The following is a 4,177-nucleotide window of genomic DNA, read 5'->3' as shown; positions in this document are numbered from 1 at the left end:
GTATAGGGGTGATTGAACATTTATGTCGTATATATCTGAAAAGAGAATTGTTTTAATTGTAAGTGCAAGGATCATTGGTATAGAGAATAGGGTATTTCAGGAAAAAGAAAACTTCTCGGTAAATGGCTCCGGAGGACAAGTATTATGCAGTTAATAACAGTGGCTGGTCCTCCTTCGGCAGGAAAAACATCAGTCATTCTCAACATTATCAAAGCAATGCAGGCAGACGGTGAAACTGTGGGCGTTGTAAAATTTGACTGTCTGTCAACACAGGACCAAAAGTTATACGAAAAGAATGGTGTAGTTGTAAAGACTGGATTATCGGGTAATTTATGCCCTGATCATTTCTTTGTAACAAATATTCAAGACTGCCTGGAATGGGGTATCAGGCGGAAGCTGGATGTTTTAATTAGTGAGAGTGCTGGTTTGTGTAATCGCTGCTCACCACATCTTCGCGGTGTTATGGCTGTATGCGTAATTGACAATCTTAGCGGTGTCAATACCCCGCGCAAAATCGGTCCTATGTTGAAATTTGCTGATGTTATCATAATAACCAAAGGGGATATTGTTTCTCAGGCAGAGCGGGAGGTATTTGCATTTCGCGTTAAGCAAGCCAATCCTGGGGCGATGATTGTTTATGTTAACGGTATTACCGGCCAGGGCGCTCCGGAAGTGAGCCGCTTGTTCAAAACAGCAGCGCACTGGGAGACTCTCAGTGGCTGTAGTTTGCGTTTCTCTATGCCGGCGGCTGTTTGTTCATATTGCTTGGGACAAACGAGAGTGGGGGTGGATTTTCAAATGGGTAATGTGCGCAAGATGGATTTACTATAAAGGCAGGAAGCTGATTACGCAATTATAAAAAAAGGGGGATAGTTATGTGGAAGAATTTATCAGCCTTATCTTTACGCCAATTATTTATTGATTATCCCTATGCTATAGATTTCTTTTCGTCTTTGCCGACTGTCATACAGGATACAGATAAGACAGTTCAAGAGTATTTTGAAACTATTAATGATGAACTGCTTCAGGATTTGGGATTAGGGTATCAGGAACTTAAGACACAGTTTAATTTTTTTATGGTCCAAATGGAAAAATTAAAAGAGCAAGAGAAGATCATCAGGGCAGTAACCATTTGTGGTGGTATTGATAAGAACGGTAATCAGGAGAATTTTGATATTACAATCTGTGCTGGTGAAATCATTTGCATAGTTGGTCCAACCGGTTCTGGCAAGAGCCGGTTGCTGGCAGATATAGAATGGATTGCACAACGGGACACTCCGACGAGACGCCAAATATTGGTAAACGGGCAGGTTCCGGATATGACAACGCGGTTTGCGGTTGAACATAAGCTAGTAGCGCAACTTTCACAGAATATGAATTTTATTATGGATCTGACAGTACGTGAGTTTGTCGAAATGCATGCCGAGAGCAGAATGGTTGAACATGATCAGGAAATTGTCGAGAACATAATTAGTAAGGCCAATGAGTTGACTGGTGAACCCTTTCAGCCAGATACCCCTGTTACCTCGCTAAGCGGGGGACAATCACGAGCGCTTATGATTGCTGATACAGCGTACTTGAGTTCATCACCGATAATTTTGATTGATGAAATTGAAAATGCCGGAATTGATCGTAAGCAAGCATTGCAGCTTCTTGTTGACAAGGAGAAAATTGTTCTTATGGCCACTCACGATCCGATTTTAGCACTAATGGGTGACAAAAGGATTGTCATAAAGAACGGCGGGATAAGCCGGGTTATTGAAACCACCCCGGCGGAGAGGAAAAACCTGGTTAGGCTTGAGCAAATTGACCGTCAGATGGCCGTTATTAGAGAATTGCTGCGCAAAGGCGAATGCATTAATGAGATTCCAAGCGAGATCGATAGTTAAAAACCGTTGTGGAGGAGGGAATATAGATTTGGAACTTAGTGATTTAACCATTGGGCAGCTGATAAAAAACTATCCGGCTACTCGAGCTGTGTTTGTTCATAATGGTTTTCCTCAGCTAGCAGATGATGGGGTATTGCAACAATTGGGACCAGTCCTTAAACTAAAAACGGCTTTAAAGACCAAAGGGATCGGTGTTGAGGCGTTTACTAAACTGTTGGAAGAGCGGATTGCCGATAGCAGTTTTTTTCATCGGCTGGAAACAGTGTCAGCTGCAGGAAATTCCGGGAGACTCAATATGGTAGCGCTATTGCCTTGCCCGTTAAAGATTCCTCTTCAAGCAGAATTAAGCCGGTTTATTGAAAGCCTGCGGCAGTCTAGGGAAATCAGATTAGAGTATTGTACAGAAGCCTTCTCCACAAATATGGTCAATTATGAAGAATATATTAAATACTTTGAAGACCCGGACGAAGTTCCGGATATTCTGCTGACAGCCGGATATAGTTTTTTTAATCCGCTATTTATGGAACGTTTTGTGCAAAATAATGTATTTGCTCAGATTGGATATGAACAAGTTGACCCACGACTAGAGCAAGCAGGATTGATTGATGCGGAGGGGCATTTTGCGGTAATTGCTGTAAATGTTTTGGTAATCGTTGTTGATATGCAGCGGCTGGGAGGCTTGCCTGTACCTAACAGTTGGAGCGATTTATTGAAACCTGTTTATGAAAAAAAGGTAGCCATCCGTGGTCATAATGAAGTCTTTTGCGACATTGTGCAATTAAATTATTATAAAGAATATGGCGAGGCCGGTTTGGCTGCTTTAGCACGATCTGTAAAATATGGTTTACATCCTGCGCAAATGGTGAAAGAATTAAAGGGTAGTCGTGACGATGTCCCGCCCATACATGTCATGCCTTATTTTTTCGCGAAAACCATAGCTGACCATTCTCAAATTAAAACAATTTGGCCAAAAGACGGAGCCTTGGCCTTTCCGGTTTCGGTGCTAGTTAAAGCAGATAAAATGGAGTTGTATAAAGAACTGGCAGATTTTCTAACAGGGCCGCATATTGCCAAGGTTTGCGGTGAAGCGTTTTTTCCATCTGTGCATCCTGCGGGTATGACTGGTTTTCCGGATGATGTCAGGTTTAAATGGTTAGGCTGGGATTTTATTAAACAGCATGATATGGAAGTACTTGCCGATGAAATAAATACTAAATTTGTACAAGAACAACAAAAATGATTTATTGAAGGCAAGAAGCCCGGGTGCTGCGATGCGCACCCGGGCTTTGTCTTTTACAAGGAGTTGTTTTGGTTCGATAAGCGAAAATTTATAATGATTAACTGTCTGATTTGTTTTGCAACTCTTGAATCTGAGCTTTGAAGACCTTCAGCTCCGAGTCCAGGCTGGTTACTTTCTGAGAGGCCGCTTGTTCGGCTGCTCTTAGGTGAGCAATTTCTGCTTGTAGAGAATCAATTTTTTGACTTGCCGCTTGCTGTAAAGGCTCAATTACCTGGAGGCGTTCTTCCAGTCGGTTACGAGCGATTATTTCATTGGTGAGTTTTTCATTTAACGATTTAGTAGTACCTTTTTCGGCAACAAGCTCTTCCTGATATCTTTTTGCTCTTGCCTGAGTGGTGTCAAGCCTTGCCAGGATGTCGGCATTCATCGCTTCCAGTAAGGTGGTTTTGGTTTTGGCCTCTTTAGTGACTTCTAATGCCTGTATACATTCTTCTTCAGCTTTTTTCTTTAAAGCAGAGGCATCATCGGCAATTTGCTGTACTCTGTTAATCATACCTTCCATACCTTTACGGCATTCAACCTCGTGGATTAATTCAGCATGGATTGTTGCCGTCTCTGACTGTGCTTTTATTAACTCTCTTTTTGAGTCGACAAGGGATTTTTCCAGTTCAGCTACTTTGTTCTCAACCTTTATTGTGTATTCTTCTGATTCCTGTATTCTTTGGCGATAGTCTGTAATTGCTTGGAATTTATCACTTTCAATAATCTGCATTGCAGAAAGCAGGCTTTCGGTAGTGGTAATTATATCGCAGACAGCCTTTTTTATTACCTGCATTTGGGGTGGTTCAGTAGCTTGTTTATTATCACTGTAAATTTTAAGCATATCGTTCATAAAATCGGAAAACTTTTTAATCCCTGCTGTTTTTTGCGCTTCTTTAAGCATACTCATTAAGTTCTCGTCAACCTTGCCGCCATATGTAAGAAGTTTTCCCTTTTCCAGCGTGGGATTTTCGTCTAATAATTCATTATTAACCATTTACTATTACCC

4 protein-coding genes are annotated in these 4,177 nt (G+C 41.5%); 3 read left to right on the top strand and 1 reads right to left on the bottom strand.

From position 1 onward, the window contains the following. Positions 1-144 precede the first annotated feature (144 nt). The 3 genes from VN379_RS02460 to VN379_RS02450 are packed head-to-tail and all read left to right on the top strand — an operon-like array spanning position 145 to position 3,129. Positions 145-831, top strand: coding sequence for a GTP-binding protein (locus tag VN379_RS02460; RefSeq protein WP_325530444.1), 687 nt, complete (start codon positions 145-147; stop codon positions 829-831). Between the two features lie 44 nt (positions 832-875). After that, complete coding sequence (locus VN379_RS02455) at positions 876-1,889, top strand: ABC transporter ATP-binding protein (protein ID WP_325530442.1); 1,014 nt, start codon at positions 876-878, stop codon at positions 1,887-1,889. Beyond that, positions 1,798-3,129, top strand: coding sequence for an ABC transporter substrate-binding protein (locus VN379_RS02450; protein WP_325530440.1), 1,332 nt, complete (start codon positions 1,798-1,800; stop codon positions 3,127-3,129). Before VN379_RS02455 ends, VN379_RS02450 begins: the two co-directional genes overlap by 92 nt. Before the next feature lie 97 nt (positions 3,130-3,226). Here the strand turns inward: VN379_RS02450 and VN379_RS02445 are convergent, their stop codons facing one another. Continuing rightward, the gene (locus VN379_RS02445) at positions 3,227-4,165 is read right to left on the bottom strand and encodes a hypothetical protein (protein ID WP_325530438.1); all 939 of its coding nucleotides are present in this window, start codon (positions 4,163-4,165) and stop codon (positions 3,227-3,229) included. Positions 4,166-4,177: the final 12 nt, after the last annotated feature.

It is taken from the genome of Sporomusa sp., from assembly GCF_035561255.1.
Classification (GTDB): Bacteria; Bacillota; Negativicutes; order Sporomusales; family Sporomusaceae; genus Sporomusa.
The sequence above is the reverse complement of the archived record's forward strand: the minus strand, read 5'-3'. Positions and strand labels throughout refer to the sequence as shown.

Excerpts from the sequence above, each read along its gene's own strand:
- VN379_RS02455 (WP_325530442.1), top strand. The coding sequence starts at position 876 with ATGTGGAAGAATTTATCAGCCTTATCTTTACGCCAATTATTTATTGAT.
- VN379_RS02445 (WP_325530438.1), bottom strand. The coding sequence starts at position 4,165 with ATGGTTAATAATGAATTATTAGACGAAAATCCCACGCTGGAAAAGGGA.
- VN379_RS02460 (WP_325530444.1), top strand. The coding sequence starts at position 145 with ATGCAGTTAATAACAGTGGCTGGTCCTCCTTCGGCAGGAAAAACATCA.